Annotated in this window: 17 protein-coding genes; 13 read left to right on the plus strand and 4 right to left on the minus strand. The window is 56.4% G+C overall.

What is annotated here, in order from left to right; translation table 11 throughout:
- The first annotated feature begins 81 nt into the window (after positions 1-81).
- The 3 genes from GXX57_02530 to GXX57_02540 all read left to right on the plus strand — a co-directional run bounded on the left by GXX57_02530 (position 82) and on the right by GXX57_02540 (position 4105).
- Positions 82-1869 (plus strand): hypothetical protein, encoded by a 1788-nt coding sequence (locus GXX57_02530; GenBank protein ID HHV43532.1) that lies wholly within the window; start codon positions 82-84, stop codon positions 1867-1869.
- A gap of 80 nt (positions 1870-1949) precedes the next feature.
- On the plus strand, positions 1950-3230 hold the full coding sequence (locus tag GXX57_02535) for a sugar ABC transporter substrate-binding protein (GenBank protein ID HHV43533.1): 1281 nt from the start codon (positions 1950-1952) through the stop codon (positions 3228-3230).
- Between the two features lie 104 nt (positions 3231-3334).
- Entirely contained in the window at positions 3335-4105 is a 771-nt protein-coding gene (locus tag GXX57_02540) for a hypothetical protein (protein HHV43534.1), read from the plus strand.
- A 350-nt stretch (positions 4106-4455) separates the two neighbouring features.
- Here GXX57_02540 and GXX57_02545 read toward each other — a convergent pair whose 3' ends face one another.
- Complete coding sequence (locus GXX57_02545; GenBank protein ID HHV43535.1) at positions 4456-4755, minus strand: hypothetical protein; 300 nt, start codon at positions 4753-4755, stop codon at positions 4456-4458.
- 644 nt (positions 4756-5399) lie between these two features.
- Between GXX57_02545 and GXX57_02550 the strand changes: the two genes are divergently transcribed.
- Complete coding sequence (locus tag GXX57_02550) at positions 5400-6398, plus strand: spore photoproduct lyase (protein HHV43536.1); 999 nt, start codon at positions 5400-5402, stop codon at positions 6396-6398.
- Between the two features lies 1 nt (position 6399).
- Here GXX57_02550 and GXX57_02555 read toward each other — a convergent pair whose 3' ends face one another.
- Both GXX57_02555 and GXX57_02560 read right to left on the minus strand, forming a co-directional pair.
- Complete coding sequence (locus tag GXX57_02555; protein ID HHV43537.1) at positions 6400-7788, minus strand: MATE family efflux transporter; 1389 nt, start codon at positions 7786-7788, stop codon at positions 6400-6402.
- Between the two features lie 191 nt (positions 7789-7979).
- Positions 7980-9221, minus strand: coding sequence for a mechanosensitive ion channel (locus GXX57_02560; protein HHV43538.1), 1242 nt, complete (start codon positions 9219-9221; stop codon positions 7980-7982).
- Between the two features lie 206 nt (positions 9222-9427).
- Between GXX57_02560 and GXX57_02565 the strand changes: the two genes are divergently transcribed.
- Positions 9428-10573 carry an amidohydrolase gene (locus GXX57_02565; GenBank protein ID HHV43539.1) on the plus strand — a complete coding sequence of 382 codons (1146 nt, stop codon included), beginning with the start codon at positions 9428-9430 and terminating at the stop codon, positions 10571-10573.
- Positions 10574-10604: 31 nt separating this feature from the next.
- On the opposite strand, the gene GXX57_02570 is transcribed toward GXX57_02565, so the two are convergent.
- Positions 10605-11891, minus strand: a complete 1287-nt coding sequence (locus tag GXX57_02570) for a hypothetical protein (GenBank protein ID HHV43540.1) — start codon at positions 11889-11891, stop codon at positions 10605-10607.
- A 165-nt stretch (positions 11892-12056) separates the two neighbouring features.
- Between GXX57_02570 and GXX57_02575 the strand changes: the two genes are divergently transcribed.
- The 8 genes from GXX57_02575 to GXX57_02610 all read left to right on the plus strand — a co-directional run bounded on the left by GXX57_02575 (position 12057) and on the right by GXX57_02610 (position 21688).
- Positions 12057-13346, plus strand: a complete 1290-nt coding sequence (locus GXX57_02575; protein HHV43541.1) for a hypothetical protein — start codon at positions 12057-12059, stop codon at positions 13344-13346.
- A gap of 153 nt (positions 13347-13499) precedes the next feature.
- Positions 13500-13754, plus strand: coding sequence for a (2Fe-2S) ferredoxin domain-containing protein (locus GXX57_02580; protein HHV43542.1), 255 nt, complete (start codon positions 13500-13502; stop codon positions 13752-13754).
- Positions 13754-15478: a PAS domain-containing protein gene (locus GXX57_02585; protein ID HHV43543.1), complete on the plus strand. Its 1725-nt coding sequence runs from the start codon at positions 13754-13756 to the stop codon at positions 15476-15478. The genes GXX57_02580 and GXX57_02585 overlap by 1 nt, the downstream gene beginning before the upstream one ends.
- On the plus strand, positions 15471-16622 hold the full coding sequence (locus GXX57_02590; GenBank protein HHV43544.1) for a SpoIIE family protein phosphatase: 1152 nt from the start codon (positions 15471-15473) through the stop codon (positions 16620-16622). Before GXX57_02585 ends, GXX57_02590 begins: the two co-directional genes overlap by 8 nt.
- A gap of 19 nt (positions 16623-16641) precedes the next feature.
- A complete protein-coding gene (gene nuoE, locus GXX57_02595; GenBank protein ID HHV43545.1) occupies positions 16642-17154 on the plus strand; it encodes an NADH-quinone oxidoreductase subunit NuoE in 513 nt (170 codons plus the stop codon).
- A complete protein-coding gene (locus tag GXX57_02600) occupies positions 17147-19030 on the plus strand; it encodes an NADH-quinone oxidoreductase subunit NuoF (protein HHV43546.1) in 1884 nt (627 codons plus the stop codon). Before nuoE ends, GXX57_02600 begins: the two co-directional genes overlap by 8 nt.
- Positions 19031-21028 carry a 2Fe-2S iron-sulfur cluster binding domain-containing protein gene (locus tag GXX57_02605; protein ID HHV43547.1) on the plus strand — a complete coding sequence of 666 codons (1998 nt, stop codon included), beginning with the start codon at positions 19031-19033 and terminating at the stop codon, positions 21026-21028.
- A gap of 15 nt (positions 21029-21043) precedes the next feature.
- Complete coding sequence (locus GXX57_02610; GenBank protein ID HHV43548.1) at positions 21044-21688, plus strand: redox-sensing transcriptional repressor Rex; 645 nt, start codon at positions 21044-21046, stop codon at positions 21686-21688.
- Positions 21689-21786: the final 98 nt, after the last annotated feature.

Here is a 21786-nt window from a genome sequence, read left to right on the forward strand (position 1 = left end):
AACTACCTTCTACAAAAGGAAGCTCGAGCCACCAGCGGTGGCTCTGCCTTCCCACATTTCACACGGAGGAGATGGTAAGCGTTGGGTCTCATCAGAATGTTGACACCTCTGGAAACAATGTCATTGATCGTCCTTTGTTTGCTACTGCTGTTGGTTGTGGGCAACACCCTCATCCCGGTGGCTTGGGCAGAATCGGCAGATCCCGCCGCGCCATCAGAGGAAGACTCCGTGGTGGTACTGCCCACCCTGGTAGTCCTCTTCACCCAAAGCGACCTGAAGACCGCCACCCAACAGGATATTGCTGCCTTCCATGGCCAGATGGCGGCCATCAAGGAGTTCTTTATTCAAGAGGGTGGCCAACACATCGAGCTGGAGCTGGACTACCTACAGATCGATCGGCCTTTGGCCCTGGCGGAATTCGGTTCCCCGGGGGACGGACGCTATCATCTGTATGGTAACAACGCGCTCCCCTTCCTGCGGCAAAGTGGCATTGATCTTACATACTACCCCATCATCATCGCCTTCTGGCCGTGGCGGGCCCCAAACGAGTTCGGCGCCACCAAGGCCTACGGTGGAGCCGCGGAACGTCCCTTCTTCGGTCGCTACCTCTACGGCACCTACAACTCCCAGGGCGTCTTCGATGGGGACTACCGGGTCATCAGCCGGGTGGGGATCCATGAGACCCTGCACAATATGGATGCCCTCTTGCACCATTCGGGAGTGGAACGGTTCTGGCATGCGGATCATATGGCTACTTTGATGCCAGAATTACTGTCGGAAATCCCCGGTGCCTTCTTACCCCGTTTTACCGATGAAGAGATGCTGGAACTGGCAGAAAAGGAGAAGAACCGCCAATACTCTTTCCCTTGGCAGGATCAGATGGTCTTCTATCGTCAGATGATGCGGCGCACCACCCCGGAGGAATGGCGTGCCTTGAGTTGGGGATACCGAAAACCCCTCGAAGAGCTTAACCGCATCACCAACGACTACTACCTCGAACCCCTCTACAACAATATGTGGGTACCGGCCGATGATCCGGTGTATGTGCCGGTGGTCCTGCGGGATCACGCAGGTCGCCCCGTCACCACGGCCACAGTGACCTTAGAAGACATCACCCTCAGCTATGAACCTTACACCCATACCGACGGGCCCTTGGTCCTGTACGAAAACGGCTTGTACTGTGGGTGGGTGGACCCCGGCGTAGAAGGGACCCTCAGCATCCAGGCCCAGTTCGGGGACCAGCACCTCAACTCCCAAGTGACCATCCACCGTCAACGCCGGATAATGCTCCAGGCCCCGGCCCGGGTGGAATGGACGATGGATGCCGAACCAATGGGCAAGATTCCGGTCACCGTCACCTGGGAACATCTTCCCCTTGACCAGGTTATCCTGGAGGAGCTGCCCACCGATTACGTCCTTAGCGCCAGCTGGCAGGGTGCTCCCCTGGAGGTGGAACCGGTGGAGGGACATCGGTTCAACGTGCTGGTAACTCCGGATCTAGTTGAAAAACCCACTTCCTTGGAAATTACCCTCGAGGTAGAAAGTCCCCTGGGTTACGATCAGCGGCCCGTGATAGTGGATAGCAAGGTTTCTTGGTCCATGCGGGTTCGGCCGGTGCGGGGAGAAGTAGGTCAACCAACGGAAATCGAAGTGTTGGTCCTGGCCGGTGGTCGGCCCAGCAGTGAAGAGTTTGAGCTCTGGGGCGAAACCGCGGATGGGCAGAGGCTGACCTTTGTACAGCGCAGTACCGGTCGCTATGTGGCTTCCTGGACACCCCAGATTGCGGGCACCGTTGCCATGAAAGTGCACGCGCGTAAGGCCAATACCACCTATTACACCACCGAGGAGTTTACCGTCGAGGTACAGTAACGACAATTGCCTTGAAGGTTCCCAAGGCAATTTTGCAGCAACATAGCATTCATAAGTACAAGAGAATGGAGGTTCTCAGTATGAAGCGTGCAAGCTTTTTCACCTTGGTCCTGTGCCTTGTGATAGCCCTGGTAACAGGATCAGCCCTGGCAGAACGGGTACGAGTTAAAGCAGTTATCTGGGGTTCGCAAAACGAATTGGAAGTGGAACTGGAGATTGCCGAGAAGTTCAATGAGCTATATCCGGATATTGAGCTAGTGGTAGAGACCTACGGTGGCGAGTACAACGACAAGATCCTGGTGGAAACCGCCGGCGGCGTAGGACCCGATGTGATGTTGTTAGACTCCATCTCGGTACCCTACTGGGCGGAGAAGGGGATCCTGATCGACCTGACACCCTACCTGGAAAAGGAAGCTCCTGATTTCCTCGACCAGTTCTTCCCCAATGTAGTGGACGCCGGAAGGATCGGAGACAAGCTCTACGCCCTTCCCAAGGACTTCACACCCCAAGTCCTATATTACAACAAACGGTCCTTCGATCTATCGGGCATCAGCGAGCCTTCATCGGGTTGGACTTGGGATGAGTTCATGGAGAAGGCCCCGAAGCTTAGAAGTGACGAACCGCGTCGGGAGCGCTACGCGGTCTACTTCAGCGATTGGATTTACCGTTGGATCAACTGGGTCTGGTCCCTGGGTGGGGAGGTCTTGGGTATTAACCAGGACGGCTACCTGCAGGCTTCCGGTTTCCTCAATTCCCCTGAGACCCTCCGGGCCTTTGAAGACTTCATCGGCTTGCGGAACGACCGGGATGTGGCCATCGCCTCGCGGGATATCGGCATTCTGGGTGTGGATCCCCTGCTGACAGGCCGGGTGGCCCTGTGGGGTTCCGGTCACTGGTGGCTAATCACCCTGCGCCGCATGCGGGCCTTTAATCCCGATGAGATCCGGGTGGTAAACTATCCCGAACGGGAGACCCGGGCTAACCTGATGGCCGAGTCGGGCTTTGCCATGACGATCAATACAAAACATCCAGAGGCCGCTTGGGAAGTAATCAAATTCTTGACCGGCCCCTACGCCCAGGAGAAACGGGCCGAAAGCGGATTGGCTATTTCCGCCAACATCAGTGTGGCCCAGGAATTCGCCTATGCGGATCCTATCGAGATGGGCTTCCTGGTGGAGGTACCCTTCATGCGGGTCCACGTCATAGAGCATCCGTCCTCAGACCAGATCGCCTCGGCCATCGACAAAGCCTTGCACTCGGTAATCTATGACGGTGAGGCGCTAGGGCCTGCCATGGAAAACGCAGCCCGTGAAGTGGATGTCATCCTGAAGGAGACCCCCTGGTCCCCGATCTTTCACTAAGACTAAGGTAACTAAGGCTAGGGAGGAAGTCGTCTCCCTAGCACAAACCCCGGCATAACGGGACTCCTTTGGTGTCCCAAATATAAAGAAAGGAGAATGACCTAATGAACAGAAGACTAAGTCTCATCATCACTGCCATCACTGTCCTTGTTTTGTCGGTGGCACCGGCCTTCGCGGAGAAGAATCCCCAGCGGGCAAAGGCCTATTTCCTCGCCACTCCGCCCACCATTGACGGGGACCTTTCCGATTGGGATCTGAGCACTCCCTCCATCATCATCGGAGCCGGTTCCAACGTCATGCGGGGAGACTGGGAAGGGGAGCACGATCTCACCGCCAAGATCTACATTGGTTGGGACTATGGGTATCTCTATTTCGCGGTGGATGCCATTGACGACTGTGTTCTGGGCACCTTCGATCTCAGCGACTACTGGGCTCGGGACCGGATCAACTTCGCCTTTGACGCCCTGAATAACACCACCGCGGATGCCTTCACCACCGACAGTCCCGGTCGGACCCGTTGGCAAGACGACGACTACTGGATCTACGTCATCCCCTTCGATGGTGACGAGGAGCAGGGTTCCCTGTCCATGCAACACAACAGCTTCTGGAAGACCCCGCCGGGCTTCCGCGTAGCCTCCTCCCGCACCGACAATGGCTACGTATGTGAGATTATTGTGCCCATCAGCGAACTGCCGGAGATGTGGGTAGACGAGGGTGTAGTCATCGGCTTTGACGTGTTCATCACCGACGGAGACGTCGACGATTGGGGTATCCTCACCATGTCCGAGATTATGTGGGGCAGGTTCGATTACCCCGGCACCGCCATCAAATGGCAGTACTGGAAAGTGGGAGCACTGGAGTTTGTGATGGAGTAACCCCTACTCAAGACGCCAGGGAACCTTTCCCTGGCGTTTCCCTTTCTAAACCTACTGGATATCCACCGGGAGAAAGATGCCCGTGGCGGCAATCCCAGACTAAGGGCCAAAAGGGGAGGAGCCCACAGAAGAGATTCCTGCCCAAAGAAGGTGCGACAACAAGCCGAAAAAGGGGCTACACCATGGTGGGATTCGCGAGGTCAAGGAAAACTCCACCTCGCTCCGCCGACCACAGGAGCGGTGAATCAACTGTTAGCCCCGTTCCCAGCCCTTCGATGCGAAGATGCCGGCCGGCTTTGATCATCTTTCGCGAAAGCTAAGAGGTCCTGTTTTCCCTTCGACATGACAGTTTATGGAAGAACCGGATCAGGGGAAACCGAAGACTCCCGAGAGATGGGAGGCTCAGCTGCCTCCACTAGCTCTCCCGGCACAGCTTCCTGTAATCCTCCCTGGTGGACACTCCTGATCAACCAAACTTGGTCCTGGAAGACAAGTTCCACCATCACCCGGCATGTTTCGTGTATCCCCAGGCATGGGTTCTTGAGGGTCGCCCCTACTGTTACAATGACCCGATCCGCGTCCGCAAGCTCCCACTCCATATGGGTTTCGCTGCGCATCTGATCCCCAGCCTTAATCCAGGGTCGGTCCAATTCCTTATAAATTCGAACTCCTCCCTGGTCACCCGTACGGTGCGGTCTTCCCAAGGAGCGACTAGCTGCACCGGGATCCAAGTACACATAACAGGACACATCCACTTCCGAAGCAAGGTGAGGAGCAATGGAGAACACCGTTCCCAGAAGGTAGTGGGACGAAAACTCCTGGGCGATATTCCTCGCATGCTCCAGGATCAGGACAATCCCTTCCCGATAGGTCAGCTTTGGCTCCCCATGTTCCGCTTGTCCATCATCCTGGGTCCCCCGCAGTTCTCTAGGAGAATATTACGATATTTTCCGACAAAACCACCTACATCCGGTACACCTTCGCGTTATCGTAGTGATTCCATCAACAACTATCTAATCCTTCCTTAGCGGTCGGTCTGTTTCCTTTACTGCTTGGGGTGTAAAGCAACAAGGACCCGCTGAACTAGCCATCCCTGGGCACTGTGCTAGCTACTTTGAGATGACAGTGTCAATAGTCTGTACAACACACCCAAAGCCGTTGCGCCTTGCTGCCAACCACAACCCGCCCAACAATAAACTCCCAGCCAAGCTCTGATACTACGGGGGAAGAATAGGGGGGAAGGGGGTTGGTGGCCATCAAGACATTTTCATTACCGAGACAAACCAAACTCTTCATGCCTACCCAGGTGTATATAGAAGAGAAAGCCTTAGACTATCCCCTAGGGCGCCACCTGCAGAACCTTTTTGCCTTACGGCAGATCCCCATCACCATGGTCCCGTCCCATAATCAGCTGAATATCCCCGGCAGCACCTCCGCAGAACGGTTTCACCGGGCTAAAGAAACCTTGGTGGTGGGAGTAAAAAGGGATCTTAACTTTCGCCCCTGCCGACCCTCCGCGGATTTCCGGCTGGTAGAAAACACCAGTTGTCCGGGGAAATGCCAGTACTGCTATCTGGCCGCTAATCTGGGAGAGCGGATCTATCCTAGGGTGTATGTAAATGTAGATGAAATCCTACTAGCAGCAAGGAGGAAGATCCAAAGCCGCATCCCGGAACTTACTACCTTTGAGGCCAGTAGTTCATCGGACCCCGTAGCCCTGGAACACTTCACCGGTTCTTTGGCAAAAACCATCGAATTCTTCAGGGACCAACCCTACGGCAGGCTGCGGGTGGCGACCAAATTTGCCGCCATCGAACCTTTCTTGGCGTTGGAGCACGGTGGACACACCAGATTTCGCTACAGCCTCAACACAGAACGCATCATCCGAGAGTACGAGGAAGGCACCGCCCCTTTAGAAGCACGTCTACAAGGATCAAGGCGCCTTGCGGAAGCGGACTATCCCATCGGCTTCATCATCGCACCGTTGATGATCTATCCCCAATGGCAGGAGGAATATGGGCAGCTTTTGGATCGGGTGCGGGAAGTCCTAGGACCCTGGGGGAAGAGGGAAATCCCCTTTGAACTGATTATGCACCGCTTCACCGCCCGCTCCAAAAGACTCACCCAGGCGCGGTTTCCCCAGTCCACCCTAGATTTCGACGCCGCCGCACGAACCCATAAGGGTTTCGGAAAATATGTCTACACACCAAAGAAGGCCCAGGAATTGGCCGAGTTTTTCCAAAAAGAAATCCCCCGCCGTTTTCCGCAGGGGACTGTCGCCTACTTCACCTAATTTAACCCTGGTTGGATTGCAATTGGTTTTTCACCACGGCCTTTTCCCGCCAGCGGCCGAAACGGAAGACAACGTAGTGCAACACAAAGCCCATGTAGGGACTAAGGGCCAAGGCGATCCACACACCGGCCACCCCCAGCTGGGGAAGAGAGGACAGGTAAGCCGCCACCGGCACCCGCACCACCCACAGGGAAAGGAAAGTAAGGAGCATGGTAGAAAGGGTATCGCCCGCACCCCGCAAGACACCGCCTAGGGTAAACATCAAGGCCAAGGGTACATAACCCAGACTCATATATCTTAGGTACTTAGCGCCTTCCTCCAGTACCCCCGGCTCATCGGTAAACAGGCGCAGGAAAAGCTCCGGAACAAAGAAGGAGAGAAGTGAAAACACCAGGGTGATGGCTGCCCCCAGGATGAAGCTCCAGCGCACCGTTTCATACACCCGCTGGACTTTCCCAGCCCCAATGTTCTGCCCCACCAGGGCAGAGACTGCGATACTGATACTCATCGCGGGCATGAAGGCAAATTGATCTACCCGGGCACCGGCCCCAAAGGCAGCCACCACGGTAGCCCCAAAGGTATTCACCAACGCAGAGACCACCAGAGCCCCTAGGGAGACAAAGGTTTGCTGAATACCTGCGGGCAGGCCCAAGCGGAAGGTCAGCTTCGTCAACTGCCAGTCAAAGCGGAAGGTCCCCCGCTGGTAGCGCACCAGCCCCGAGGAAACGTAGAGGTAACGTACAGACAAGATGGCGGAGACCACCTGGGAAAGGATCGTGGCCAAGGCAGCACCCCGTACCCCCATCTGGGGGATAGGACCCAAGCCGAAAATGAAGATGGGATCCAGGATAATATTCATCACCGTGGCGTAGGCCAGGTATCGTAAGGGGGTGCGGGAATCCCCCAATCCCCGGAGGATGGAACTGGTCACGTTGTACAGGAAGGTGGCGATCAATCCCGACATGAAGATGCCCAAGTAGGCATCGGCCTGCTCCATGATCTCCGCGGGGGTACGAATCAGCCTCAACAGGGGCCCGCGAAAAGCTACCCCAATAATCGACGCTAAAAGACCCAACACCGTCAGAAGCAACATGGAGTTGTTGATGGTTTTCGTCACCTGCTTGTGATCCTGGGCACCAAAGTACTGGGAGACAAGGATGGTCGTCGCCATGGTCACACCGTTAACCAAGGCGATCAGGGCGAAGATGATGGGAAATCCAACCGAAACCGCCGCCAAAGCATCAGGACCGAGAAACCGTCCCACCCAGATACTATCTACGGTATTGTATAACGCCTGGAGCAAATTCCCCAGAAACATGGGAAGGGAGAACACAATCAAGTGTTTTGCGATACTGCCTTGGGTGAAGTCTACCGTTTTTTTCGTTTCCAAGTTCAAAACCTGCCCAACAATATGTATTACTCGGCACCAAGATACCTTTGGCCCAGGTGCACAAACCCTTGAAACCATCAAGAATACACCGATAATACTACGGAAAAGGCCAGGCTTTGTCAAGGGAAAGCCAGTGTGAGCAAAGGATTAGCCCCTTTCCCAGGGCGGCGGAAAAAGTCCGCCGCCCCTCCCTAGTCCACAGGGCGCATCGCTCCATTGACACGATTTGCCCCCAAAGTCTGCAGATCATATCCCGAGGGACTCTGAAACACCCGCAGATCAAAGTGGGGCACCGCGGCCAGGATGTGGTCGAAAATGTCCGCCTGGACCCCCTCGTAGTTCACCCAGGCGGTATCGTTGACAAAACAATAGATCTCGATGGGCAGCCCCTCCGCCGTGGGTTGCAGGTGGCGCACCAATAACATCATGTCCTGGCGGATCCGGGGGTGATTGCGCAAATACGCGGTGACGTAGGCCCGAAAGGTACCCAGATTGGTCATCCGTCGACCGTTGACGATATGGGAGGGATCCACCTGGTACGCCTGGTTGTACTCGGCGATCTCCCGCCGGCGGCTTCGAACGTAGTCCCTAATCAACTGGATCCTTTCATACCGGTCTAGCATCTCTTCATCACAGAAACGGATGCTCGATTGGTCGATCATGATGGCCCGTTTGATCCGCCGTCCCCCGGACTCCGCCATCCCCCGCCAGTTACGGAAGGGATCCTCCACCAGCCGGTGGGTGGGAATGTGACTGATGGTCTTGTCCCAGTTTTGCACCTTCACCGTGTGTAGTCCCGCCTCGATCACGAAGCCGTCGGCCTCGAACTTAGGCATCTCGATCCAGTCGCCCACCCGCACCAAATCGTTATTGATAATCCGAATCCCCGCCACAAAGGACAGAATCGTATCCTGGAAGATGAGCATCAACACCGCGGTGAGGGCACCCAGGCCGCTTAACAGCACCAAGGGCGAAACCCCCAAAAAGAGGGAAATGGCCACCACACCCGCGGCAAGATAAATCACCAGTTTCACCGTCTCCAGATACCCTTTGATGGGACGGCGGGACCCCCATTCGGAAGCACCGTAGATGGCAAAAAGGGCTGTGGCCAGCCTGCCCAAAAACCCAGCGATAATTAAGATCATCCAGGCAGCGGTCAGCTTTTCCACCACGGGCCCAGTAACCGGTAGCCACGGGGTCCCGAGGTTAAAGATGATCGCGGGCACGAGGGGAGTGAGGCTGTTGAAGACCCCATGTTCCACACAGATATCATCCCAGGTGATCCGCGTCTGGACAACCATTTTATGTAAGAACGAGATAACGTAGCGTCGCACCAAAAGGTGCCCGATGATACTGACCAACAACAAGCCCACCAAGGTGAGCGCCTCGGCAAGGAAAGGCCGTTCAGCCAAAATACCCAGCAGGTCCGACATCTACAATCACCTTCCTTATATAATGCATTATACCCCAAGGGGAATATAATGCATTATACCCCAAGGGGACTCCTTTCCCAACCAGATCATACCACCCGGCCCACTGGTTTTCCGAAAAAGGACCTTGTGTGAATCACAGCGAAGGATACATCCAAGCTTTCACATATATTATGGACTCTCAAATCTAAGGGAAGGGTGTGAAGAACATGCTGGCAATAGTCAACGGTAAGATACTCACCATGGCTGGAAGAACATTTGATCCCGGGACTATCCTTATTGAGGAAGGAAGGATCGTCGCGGTGGTGGAGGGGCAACCGGAGCTAGGGGACAAAGAAGTCATCGATGCCAACGGCAAGGTAATTACCCCGGGACTCATCGATGCCCATTGCCATGTGGGCCTGTACGAAGAAGGGATCGGCTGGGCCGGCAACGATATCAATGAGATGACGGACCCGGTGACTCCCTTCCTACGGGCCATCGATGGCATCAACCCCGAGGAACAGGGACTGAAAGACGCGGTGATGGGTGGGGTCACCACCGTCTGCACCGGCCCGGGTAGTTCTAACGTCATTGGTGGCCAATCGGTGGTGATCAAGACCCATGGCCGGGTGGTAGATGAAATGGTCCTGAAGGCCCCCGCAGGGCTAAAGGTAGCCTTTGGAGAGAACCCCAAGCGCTGTTTTGAACAAAAGAACGTAAAAACCCGCATGGCCGTGGCCGCGATCTTGCGCACCCAACTGGCCAAGGCCCAGGACTACTTGGCCAAAAAGCAACGGGCCACGGAAGACCAGGTCCTAGACCGGGATCTGGGGTTGGAAGTGATCGGCCAGGTCTTAAGGAGAGAGATCCCCCTTAGGGCCCATGCCCACCGGGCCGATGACATCATGACTGCCATCAGGATCGCGGAAGAGTTCAATGTGGATTTAGTGTTAGAACACTGTACCGAAGGGCACAAGATCTCGGACATCCTGGCCCAGAGGGGTTATCCAGCCATCGTAGGTCCCACCCATAGCTCCCGGAGCAAGTATGAGCTTAAGGACACGGCCCCCGCCAACCCCACCATCCTCGCGAAAGCAGGAGTCCTGGTGGCCCTCATGACTGACCATCCGGTAATCCCCATCAACCACTTGATTTTGACCGCGTCCTTAGCGGTGAAGGCGGGGATGGACAGGGAAGAGGCCCTCCGGGCGGTAACCATCAATCCCGCGCAGATCCTGGGAGTAGAGAAGCGAGTAGGCAGCATCGAAGTGGGAAAGGATGCGGACTTGGTCCTGTGGTCCCAGGATCCCTTGGATGTGCAGGCCAAGGCAGAGCGGGTACTGATCAACGGCAAAGTGGTGTATCAACAATAGACAAGGGGCCGCCACGGCCCCTTTTTTCCTTCTACAGGATCAAACACCAGATCTCCTCTAGCCTTTGAAAGTAAAAGGAGACTATTTGCGTATCGCTTTGCAACACCCGCCCGAAGCTGTCCCGCTGGGTGTTACGCAGTTCCACCTCCACCTGGATCACCTGGCGATACACCTCGTTAGTACGGGGATGGCGCCACTCCTCAAGTTCCCTTTCACCAATAATCCCAATCCGGTCCACATATCGATACTGGGTTTCCACGAAGTTGCGGGCAAAGAAACGGAAATCACCCTCCTCCCACTGGACCTTCAACCGAGGGTGCAAATGCCACTGGTAGATGCGGTCAAAGTCCCGGTCCACCAAAAGCCACTTGAGGATGGAGTCCACCGAAGCATTGCGGGGATCCGCTTCCCTTAAAGTAGCCGCCAGGAAGGGATGGGCGAACATGTCACCAATATCTAGTTCCATCCAGCTGCCTTCCCGGCCCGCGCTGAAGTAGGCCGCGCCCACCAGGAAGAGATAAACCAAGGCCACCAGACCCACCACCTGCCAGATGGAGGCCCGGGTGCTCCCTTCCCGCCGCACCGGTGAAAGGGCGGGGACGGACCGCCGCGCATATTCCTCCGCACTGAGGGTAGACTCCACCTGCAGATTCAATTCATAGGGGATCTCCCGTTTAACCAGGTCCACCGTCCGCTTTTCGTCACTGGGATCAAAGGGACCGGCAACGATTAGAACACCGTCTTCCCACCGAGCGGAGACTAGACCCAGGCGGGGCAGGCCAAAGCGTAAAGCAAGGTGATATCTCACCAGCCCCGCAACCATCCCCGGCCGATCCCAAAGGCCACCCAGGGCCAAGAACCAGTGCAGACTCCGGCGGTAAATCCAAAAAAGCATAGGCACCACCAGAATGGTCAACAGGCGGTAAAGCTCCGTCACCGCCTGACTGGCTGCGGTGGTACCGGCCCACCACCAGACCAGGATCAGTAAAGCCACAAGCACCGCATCGACCAGCCGAAAACGCTGGAACCGTAGGGGGAGCCACCGGGTAAGCAGCACATACAAAGCTCCGGTGCCCAACAAAACAAGGAACAACCCCATAAGATCCCGCGGAAAAAACACCGTCTTCCCAAAAGACCCGATATACTTCAACACCACCAGCACCGGCCCCACGGGCAACGCGGCCAGGGCACCCAATAGGCAGGCCAAAGGCAGGGGTAGGGCAGAGCTCAACCCCCCACAACAGGTACTTTCCAGTTGGGGATCTCGGACACAGCGCAGGGCCAAATCCAGCGACCCGCGGACTTTACGAAACCACACCGTACCACCCCCGGGGGTGCATAAATTTCTTCTTAAGGAAACATCTTCTCCCCGGTTACCCTCAACTCCTGCCCCCGGCCCAGGAGGAATTTCCCCCGCCCCAGCGAAAGATAAGTAGATATGTAATAATATACGACAAATTAACCGACGGTGAGGTAACAACCCATGTCTCCAGTTTCCCTAAAGGACTTAGCTATGTTTTACTTCCCCCTGTGTTCCACCAGTTTGCTGTTTTACCTGATCCAGACCCTCCTCCATGGGGGATTGGCCCGCACCCCGGATTTCCCCCTCTCCCTCAGCGCCTTCGCCCTGGCCCGTAGCCTCACCCTCATGATCTGCGCCTACGTCTTTACCATCCCCCAGACCATTACCGCCCTGGCCAAGGACGCGGTCACCTTCCAGCGGGTCTGCCGCCATTTCCAACACCTCACCCTCCTCACCGGAGGGTTACTCGCCTTCCTGGGCTGGACCCCCCTGGGTCCCTGGGTCTTTACCCGCCTTATGGGGGCCACGGGCCCTTTGCTCATCAAAAGTCAGCAGGCGATCCGGCTCCTGGTCCTGTTGCCCTTGGTAATGACCCTCCACCAAAGGGAAGTAGGGCTCCTCATCAGAGCGAAGAAGACTCACCCGATTCTCGTCGGCGCCCTGATCCAACTGGTCACCGTCGGCCTGTTAGTCTTCGGCCTCGGTGCCACCGGTCTGCCCGGGGGTGTGGTGGGATCCCTAGCCTATGTGGGCTCCTTTGGGGCCAACTACTTATTTTTGCGCCAGGTGCCCAAGGCCCCGTGGCCAAAGGAAGATTCAGCAGAATCCCTGGCCCTGACCGCCATTAGGAACTTTTCCCTACCGTTGATCCTCACCGCCTTTGTGGGCATGGTCTTTCCACCGCTGGTCAATGCCGCGCTTACCCGTTCTCACAATCCCAATTTGTTTCTCCCGGCCTTTGAAATTGGCTTCCACTATGGTATGCTACTGGTTGGTCCGCTTTTTCAGCTGCACCAGTGCGGTTTGAATTTCACCGCTAAGGCAAACCGGCGGCAGGTTACAAGATTCACACCCCTGGTGAGCGGCGGCAGTGTTTTGGGTTTGTTACTTGCAGGGTTTACCCCCGTAGGACGTTGGGTCTTCCTGCGTCTTTTGGCCGTGGATTTACCGGTAACCCAGGAGGCCATTAGGGTAGTACAGGTCATGGCGATCCTGCCCGTACTTGCCGGTGCGAGGGAGTATCGGTGGGGCCTTTTCATGGGAACAGGGCAAGCAGCCTACATCGGCCGGGGAAAGGCCCTGAATCTGGGGATAACCTTGGCGGGTGTGGTGATAGGTATCCGGTGGTTTCCCTGGCCCTCCGCGGTCAGTGCTTTGTGGCTGTTGGTCCTGGCGGAGGTGGTGGAGTACGGCTATCTTCGTTCCCGCCCGGTGATACAGTGCGTAACCCAAGACCACCACTGTCCTTAAGTCTAAAACTTCCCAGCACCAGGACCGTCCTGGGGGGGAGTCTGTGCCCAAACTTCGAGAAATTATGCACGAATTGCCTTGACATTGCCCTAGGCATGTGTTATTGTTGACTCGGGAAAAGTTTCACGAGTCTTGGGCTGGGGAGTGGGTGCCGTGATTACCATCGAAGTTTGCGTCGGTAGCTCCTGTTACTTGAAAGGGGCCCACCAGATTGTCCAATACCTCCAGGAGGCCCTGCAAGAAGCGGACATCACCGACGCGGTGGAACTGCGTTGCGTCTTCTGTCTTGGTCAATGCCAGAACGGTCCCAATCTGTTGGTGGATGGTAAACTGTTAAGCGGCATCACACCGGAAAAGGCCAAGGAACTGATTCACCAGGTCATCCTGCCGCAGGTGAGGGGAGAGTAATGGGGATCATCACCACAAACATTGCACATTGCAAAGACTGCTATAAATGCGTTCGCCGGTGCCCGGTAAAGGCTATTCGGGTGATCGATGGCCATGCCCAGGTCTGGGATGAACTATGTGTACATGATGGATCCTGCATAAATGTGTGCCCCCAGGGGGCCAAGAAGGTCGAGTCCCACCTGGAGTTGGTGCAGGAGCTCCTAAGGGGACAAGCACCGGTCATCGCCAGCATTGCTCCTTCCTTCACCGCGGTATGGCCTAGGCAGGCCAAGGCCTTGCCTGAAATACTCACCCAATTAGGGTTTACCGCCGTTCAGGAGACAGCAGTGGCGGCGGAAGTCGTGGCCCAGGCACATCGACGGGAGCTTTTGGACCGCAAGGCTAAGGGCGGACCACTTCCCGTCATCACCAGCAGCTGTCCGGCCGTGGTAGAGCTGATTGAAAAACATTTTCCTGAGAGTGTAGAACTGATTGCCAAAGTAGTATCCCCGATGATCCTCCACGGGTATATGCTGAAAGAACAATACGGGCCGGACAGCCGCGTGGTTTTCATCGGGCCCTGCGTGGCCAAGAAGGCGGAAATGCACATTGAAGAACACCGGGGAAGCATTGATGCGGTGCTCACTTTCACAGAACTGGAAGAGCTTTGCCAGGGCGCATCCTTGGACCTCTCTGGCACTGCCGGGGATTTTTCCCCGCCCCACCCAAACCTAGCCCGACTTTTCCCCTTAGAAGGTGGGTTAATCCGGACTGCTGGGCTGGATCCCTGTATGCTGGCCGGAGGCCTGCGGGCCATCAGCGGCATCCAAGAGTGCATTGAGTTCTTAACGGAGCTTCGGCAGGAGCGACCCGCAAACCTAGAGATGGTGGAGCTCATGTCCTGCAAGAACGGTTGCATCGGCGGCCCGGCCCTGGGGTCGGCCCGTTCCTTGGAGGTACGCCGGCAACGGGTCATTCATTGGTACGAGCAGGAAAGGAAAACACCAGCGCCCATGGCGGCTTTAGACGAAATCCCCAGGCGCCACTACCGGGTAAGGCCAGAGGCCCAGCTGCCCACCCCCTCCGAGGAGGAGATCCGTAAGATCCTGGCCCAAATCGGCAAGTTCAGCCCCGAAGATGAGCTCAACTGTGGGGCCTGCGGTTACGATACTTGCCGGGAGAAGGCCATTGCGGTCTACCGGAAGGCCGCAGAAATCGAAATGTGCATCCCCTATATGCGCAAGCGGGCCGAATCTTTGGCCAATGTGATTATGGAATCCATTCCCAATGGGATTGTGGTCTGTGACCGGGATTTGAACATTGTCTCCTTGAATCCCGCAGCAGAGAAGATGTTTCTCTGCAAGCTAGACCAAGTAAAGGGCAAGAAGCTGGGATACCTACTGGATCCCAAACATTTTCGGCAGGCCCTGTCCACCGAGGAACTGACCATTGTGGAGGTGGCCTACCCGAATTACAACTTAACAACAAAGCAATACATCCTCTATGTAAAACAAGAGGGCATCGTCATTGGCATTTTCGTGGATATCACCCAGGAGCAAAGGCAACAGGCTAAGTTGACCTCCCTGCGACAGGAAACCTTACTCAAGGCCCAGGAGGTCATCGACCGGCAGATGCGGGTCGCCCAAGAGATCGCCGGCCTTTTAGGGGAGACCACCGCCGAGACCAAGGTGCTGCTTACCCGATTGACCAACTTCATCAGGGAAGAGGGTAACGGTCATGGGTGATTTTTACGTGGAAATTGGTATCAGCTGCCTGCCTAAGTACACGGAAGAGCTGTGTGGCGACACCGTCCGCACCACCGCCACCGAAGCTTCGGTGGTAGGGGTGGTCTCCGACGGGTTAGGCAGTGGGGTGAAGGCCAGTATCCTCTCCACCCTCACCACCAGCATCGCAGCCCGCATGTTTACTTCCGGGGTTTCCCTGGAGGACATGATGGAAACCATCGGGGCCACCTTGCCCCTTTGCAGGGAGCGAAAGATCGCTTATGCGACCCTCACGGCCCTGGAGATCCGCCGGACCGGACAGGCCTATTTAGCCGAATTCGATGCTCCCGAGGCATTGCTCCTCCGGGGGGGACAGCCGGTGGTCTTAGAACGCACCCCCCGGCGGGTGCGGGGAGGCACTTGGACGGTGAACGAAGCCCACTTCTGGATGCAAGAGGATGATTACCTGGTCTGTGTCACCGATGGGGTGATCCACGCAGGGATCGGTGCCAAGCTGGCCCTGGGACTGGGGGAAACGGGACTGCGGAATTATCTTGAGCAGGAACTTACCCCCCAGATGGAAGCCCAGACCGTAGCGGACCGGATCCTGGATTACGTCCACTTCCTGTATGATGGCCGGCCGGGGGACGATGCCACGGCCCTGGTGCTCAGGACCCGCAAGCCCCGGCGGTTGATGGTACTGGTGGGCCCCCCTAAGGATCCCGCCCTGGATCCGGTACTGGCGCGGAAACTGGCGGCCTTTCCCGGAAAGAAAGTAATCTGCGGAGGCACCACCGCTACGCTTGTGGCCAGGGAGTTGGAAAGGCCCCTGACCATTGATCTGGAGCAATTTCCCGTGGATCATCCACCCAGCGGCCAGATCCCGGGAATCGACCTGGTGACCGAGGGAATCATTACCCTCTGTACCACCGCCGAGATGCTCACAGACCAGAGGGATAGATACCAAGAAAACTCACCTGCGGGGCAGTTGAGTCAACTGCTTTTGGAAAGCGACTACATCGACTTTCATGTCGGCGGGGCCATCAATCCGGCCCACCAAAACCCGGATTTGCCCTTTGACCTGGCGCTGAAACAGCAGGTGGTAAATAAAATCGCCGCGGCCTTGAAAGAAAAAGGCAAGCGGGTGCAACTGCAGTTTTACTAAATAAAGGAGTGAATCGTTCGTGGCAGCCAAACAAACCACTTCGGAGGAAATCCGCAGTTTTGCCAAGGTGAACGCGATCATTGAAGCCCACGGCAAAAGACCTGAAGCCTTGATCGCCATCCTCCAGGAGATCCAGGAGGAATACAGATACTTGCCCGAAGAGGTTCTCGCCTATGTGGCAACGGCGCTGAACATCTCACCGGCAAAGGTGTACGGTGTGACCACCTTCTACGCCCAGTTTTCCACCGTGCCCAAGGGAAAATACGTCATCCAGGTGTGTGATGGTACCGCCTGTCACGTGCGGGGGTCCAATCCGCTGATCGAGACCATCCAAAAGACCCTGGGGATTTCCGAAGAGAAACCCACCAGTGATGACCTGCTCTTTACCCTGGAGACGGTTTCGTGTCTTGGCGCCTGTGGTCTGGCCCCGGTGATGCTCATCAACGACAAGGTCTTTGGAGAGATGACACCGGAGAAAACCAAGGAGTTGCTGGAGAAATTGAAGAGTGGGGAGGTAACCCTTGATGATTAAATCTGTCGCGGATCTGCGCAAGATTAAAGAACAGTTTATCAATACCACCAAACGGGAACGGAAGCGCATCTCCGTCTGCGCAGGTACCGGTTGTGTGGTCAACGGATCTTTGAAGGTCATCAAGGCCTTCGAAGAGGAAATCAAGAAGCACGGCCTTTTGGTGGACCTGGAAATGCTCACCGAAGGCTCCGAAGGTGTACGGGTCTCCAAGACCGGTTGTCACGGATTCTGTCAGATGGGGCCCTTGGTATACATCAACCCTGGGGATATGTTGCTGGTGAAGGTAGCCCCCGAGGATGTGCCGGCTATCGTCCAGTCCTGCATCATTGAAGACGGGCTGCCCCCGGAGAAGAACCAGTATCACCACCCCCAGACCAACCAAACCTATATCAAAGGTGAGGAGATCCCCTTCTACAGCCAGCAGAACAGGCAAGTGCTAGCCAACTGCGGCCACGTGGATCCCACCAACCTGGAAGAATATGTGGCCAATGATGGGTACTTCGCCCTGGCCAAGGTCATTACCGAATACACCCCGGAAGAGGTTTGCCAGGTGGTAATCGATTCGGGACTGCGGGGCAGGGGAGGCGGCGGTTTCCCCACGGGGCGAAAGTGGCTGTTTACCCGGCAGGCCCAGGGCGATAAAAAATACGTTGTCTGTAACGGAGACGAAGGGGACCCCGGCGCTTTCATGGACCGGTCGGTCATGGAAGGTGACCCCCACAAGTTAATCGAAGGCATGATCATCGCCGCCTATGCCGTAGGCGCCGACGAGGGATATATCTACGTCCGGGCCGAGTATCCCTTGGCCATCCAAAGGTTGCAGCAAGCCATCGCGGATGCGGAAGAACACGGTCTTTTAGGCGACAATATTCTCAACAGCGACTTTTCCTTCCGCTTGCATATCAGCAAAGGCGCCGGCGCCTTCGTGTGCGGTGAGGAGACGGCCCTGTTGGCCTCCATCGAAGGCGGTCGGGGAATGCCACGGCCCAAACCTCCCTATCCTGCCACCAGTGGATTGTTTGGCAAGCCCACGGTGATCAACAACGTGGAGACCTTTGCCAACGTGCCCTTGATCCTGTTAAAAGGCGCCGAAGCCTTCCGGGCGGTGGGGACGAAGACGAGCCCTGGCACCAAGACCTTCGCCATTACCGGTGAAGTGGCCAACACGGGACTGATCGAAGTGCCCATGGGCACTAAGCTCGGCGACATCGTCTACAAGATCGGTGGCGGCCTGCGGTCCGGCAAGGACTTCAAGGCGGTCCAGATCGGTGGTCCTTCGGGTGGATGCCTCACCAAAGAGCATCTGGACGTACCCTTGGACTTTGACTCCTTGAAGGAATATGGTGCCATGGTTGGTTCCGGCGGACTGGTCATCATGGACGAAGGCACCTGTATGGTGGAAGTAGCACGCTTCTTCATGAAGTTCGCCCAAAACGAATCCTGTGGTAAGTGTGTTTTGTGTCGCGAAGGTACCAAGCGGATGCTGGAGATCCTGGATAAAATCGTTGCGGGCCAGGGTGAACTGGCGGACCTCGATCTTTTGGTGGAAATTGGGGAAGCGGTGAAGGACGGATCCCTATGCGGCCTGGGTAAGACAGCGCCCAACCCGGTACTCACCACCCTCCAGTACTTCAGGGACGAATATCTGGCCCACGTTGTGGACAAACGGTGTCCCGCTGGAGTCTGTCAGTCCCTGAAACGGTTTGTCATTGATCCGGAGAAATGCCGCGGTTGCAGCAAGTGTGCCCGGATTTGTCCTGCCAATTGTATCAGTGGCAAGGTCAAGGAACCCTTCGTCATTGATCAAGAGGCCTGCCTGAAGTGCGGCAGCTGTGTAGCGGCTTGTCCCTTCGGCGCAATTGAGGAGGTGGCTTAAGTGGGTAAACTGACCCTGAATAACCGAGAAATAACCTTTACCGATGAGAAGAACCTGTTGGAGGTTATCCGGAACGCAGGCATCGACCTGCCGACCTTTTGCTATCATTCCGATTTGAGTGTCTACGGCGGATGCCGCATGTGTGTAGTGGAAATCGGCGGAATGGGCGTGGTGGCTTCCTGCTCCACACCGCCTAGCGACGGTATGGTGGTACGCACCCACACCGCAAGACTCCAAAAGATCCGCAAACTGGCTTTGGAGCTGATCTTGGCCAACCACGATCGGGAATGCACCACCTGTAAGAAGAGCGGCGATTGCCACCTGCAGGATCTCTCCCACCGGCTCGGGGTAGATGAGATCCGCTTCGGACACCGGGACAAACACCTGCCCATCGACGCCAGCAGCCCCAGTGTAGTGCGGGATCCCAACAAGTGCATCCTGTGCGGCGACTGTGTGCGCATGTGCGAAGAGATCCAGGGCATCGGCGTCCTCGGCTTTGCCAACCGCGGTTCCGATGTGGTGGTCACCCCCGCCTTCGGCAAGAACATGGCGGAAGTGGACTGTGTCAGTTGCGGCCAGTGCGCGGCGGTGTGCCCCACGGCGGCCCTGACCATCAAACATGAATATGACAAGGTCTTTGAACAGATCAATGCGGGCAAAACCGTAATTGCCCAGATCGCCCCCGCGGTACGGGTGGCCATCGGCGAAGCCTTTGGGCTGCCCTCGGGGGAGAACAACATCGGCAAACTGGTGGCGGCCTTGAAATACCTGGGCTTCAGCAAGGTCTTCGACACCAGCGTCACCGCAGACCTGACGGTGCTAGAGGAGACCGAGGAATTTTTGGAGCGGGTCACCACCGGCAGCAACAACTTGCCCCTGTTTACCTCCTGCTGCCCGGCCTGGGTGAAGTTTGCGGAGCAGTACTATCCGAACCTGTTGCCGCACCTATCTTCCTGCCGGTCGCCCCAGCAGATGTTCGGTTCGGTAGTGAAGCGGTATTACTCCGAGAAACTGGGCGTAAAGCCAGAGGACATTTTCCTGGTATCCATCATGCCCTGTACCGCCAAGAAGTTCGAGGCCAAGCGGCCTGAGTTCACCACCAACGGCGTGGCCGATGTGGACCTGGTGCTCACCACCCAGGAAGTGGTGGCCATGTTGAAAAACGCAGGCATCGACTTCCCATCCCTGGATGTGGAGCCCTTTGACAGCCCCTTCGGCTTTGCCACCGGAGCGGGAATCATCTTTGGTGTCAGCGGTGGCGTCAGCGAAGCAGTGCTCCGCTATGCCGCAGAAAAACTGGGGGCCAACATCAACAACGGTGAGGTAGAGGTGGTAAAGCACATCAGTCCCGAGGGCATCACCGTCTTGACGGCCCAGCTAGGCGATCAAACCCTGAAACTGGGGGTGGTCAGCGGCTTGGCCAATGCCCGGGAACTAGTTGATAAACTAGATGAACTGGATCTGGACATCATCGAAGTGATGGCTTGCCCCGGCGGTTGTGTCAACGGTGCCGGCCAACCCCAAAGCTTTAACGGTGACCGGCGTAAGCAGCGGACCAAGGGCTTGGTAAATGCCGAAAAGATGACCCAACTGCGCAAGTCCCAGCAGAACCCCAGCTTGATGAACTTGTACAACGAGTGGCTGGAGAAGCCCGGCAGCACAGTGGCCCATCAGGCTCTGCACACCGAATACAAGCCCCGGCGGCGCTTAGCAGGGCTGGGAATCACCCTGGAGGAAGGGGCCCAGACCGATGTGGAAGTCTGTATCGGAACCTGCTGCTACCTGCGGGGTTCCTACGACATCCTGCAGCAGATCTCCAAGGAGATCCAGACGGCTGGGTGTGAAGAAAAGGTTAACTTGAAGGGCACCTTCTGCTTTGAACAATGCAGCGGTGGCCCGATGGTAAGAATCAACGATACCCTGATTGGCAACGTCACCCCGGAGAAGGTACCGGAGCTAATCAAGCAGATTGTGGAACTAACGACAGAAAAACAGTAAGGGAGGTCGACCCCGATCGCTCAGCTCGTTTCCATACCGAAGCCAACTTTAGAGAGACTGCCCCGGTACCTGCGCGTGCTGTACCGAGAGAAGGAAAGGGGCACCGCCTTCATCTCCTCGGGGGCATTGGGACATGAAACCGGGGTCGACGAATTCCAAGTACGCAAAGATCTGCAGTATGTGAAGATCAGTGGCCGCCCGGGGAAAGGCTACTTCATCGATGACCTCATCTACAGCATCGAAGAATTGTTGGGACTGAACAAGGTAAATGAGGCGATCGTCATTGGTGCCGGTCGCCTCGGGCAGGCCATCAGCCTTTATCCGGGATTTGACCGTTATGGTCTGCGCATCGTCGCCCTTTTTGACAACGATCCCTTCAAGATCGGACAAAAGGTAGGGAACAAGCCCATCCTCAATGTGGCGAAGATGCCGGAATTAATTAGAAGGATGGCCATCCCAATGGCGGTGATTACCGTACCTGCCGAACACGCACAGGCCGTGGCCGACCAAGCCATCCTAGGCGGGGTGCGAGCCCTTTGGAACTTCGCACCGGTGGTCTTGGAAGTGCCACCTGGCGTCCATGTGCGTAACGAGGATCTTGCCGTTGGGTTGGCATCTTTATCCCATCACTTGGCCAAGGCCACGAAGCGAAGAATCTAAGACGACCCCCGCACACTGTGGATCCTGGCCCTTCTTCGGACACGTCAAGGTTACAGATCCCTGCCATAGGCTCAAAAGGCCATACCCACACCGCAAGG

It is taken from the genome of Bacillota bacterium (assembly GCA_012839765.1).
In the GTDB taxonomy this organism is placed as follows: domain Bacteria; phylum Bacillota; class Limnochordia; order DUMW01; family DUMW01; genus DUMW01.

Bases quoted from the DNA above. Each gene is read 5' to 3' on its own strand.
- GXX57_02535 (HHV43533.1), top strand. From the start codon at position 1,950: ATGAAGCGTGCAAGCTTTTTCACCTTGGTCCTGTGCCTTGTGATAGCC.
- GXX57_02540 (HHV43534.1), top strand. From the start codon at position 3,335: ATGAACAGAAGACTAAGTCTCATCATCACTGCCATCACTGTCCTTGTT.
- GXX57_02550 (HHV43536.1), top strand. From the start codon at position 5,400: ATGCCTACCCAGGTGTATATAGAAGAGAAAGCCTTAGACTATCCCCTA.
- GXX57_02560 (HHV43538.1), bottom strand. From the start codon at position 9,221: ATGTCGGACCTGCTGGGTATTTTGGCTGAACGGCCTTTCCTTGCCGAG.
- GXX57_02565 (HHV43539.1), top strand. From the start codon at position 9,428: ATGCTGGCAATAGTCAACGGTAAGATACTCACCATGGCTGGAAGAACA.
- GXX57_02575 (HHV43541.1), top strand. From the start codon at position 12,057: ATGTCTCCAGTTTCCCTAAAGGACTTAGCTATGTTTTACTTCCCCCTG.
- GXX57_02585 (HHV43543.1), top strand. From the start codon at position 13,754: ATGGGGATCATCACCACAAACATTGCACATTGCAAAGACTGCTATAAA.
- GXX57_02590 (HHV43544.1), top strand. From the start codon at position 15,471: ATGGGTGATTTTTACGTGGAAATTGGTATCAGCTGCCTGCCTAAGTAC.
- GXX57_02600 (HHV43546.1), top strand. From the start codon at position 17,147: ATGATTAAATCTGTCGCGGATCTGCGCAAGATTAAAGAACAGTTTATC.